Source organism: Pseudomonas extremorientalis, from assembly GCF_001870465.1.
GTDB lineage: Bacteria > Pseudomonadota > Gammaproteobacteria > Pseudomonadales > Pseudomonadaceae > Aquipseudomonas > Aquipseudomonas extremorientalis.
Window position 1 is genome coordinate 1 of record NZ_MDGK01000002.1, and the last position, 360, is coordinate 360.

Consider the following 360-nt stretch of genomic DNA (forward strand, 5'->3'; position numbering starts at 1 on the left):
GATCAGGTGCAGGCCGTCGGCGTATTCGTAGCGGGTGACGTGCCCCTGTTCGTCGCGTTCGGCGGTGATTTTTCCGTAGGGGTTGTAGCTGTATTCCCTGAATTCGCCGCCTGGCAGCAAAACGCGAATCAACCGACCCACGCTGTCCCACTGATACTGGGTCAGTGCGCCGTGTTCATCTTCCCGTGCAATCTGCCGCCCGAGATCGTCATAGCGATAACGCTTGATCCCGCCATTCGGCAATTGCTCCTCAAGCAACTGCCCACGCTCGTTCCACACCAGCCGCTGACAGCTGTGATCCGGGTACCAAACCCCAATCAGCTGTCCGTATTTGTTGTAGGTGTAATCGGTAACGTGACC

1 protein-coding gene is annotated in these 360 nt (G+C 57.5%); it reads right to left on the minus strand.

The annotated features are described in order from the left end of the window. Positions 1-360 (minus strand): RHS repeat domain-containing protein (locus BFN10_RS00035; RefSeq protein ID WP_139221098.1); only part of this gene is annotated, 360 nt, incomplete at both ends.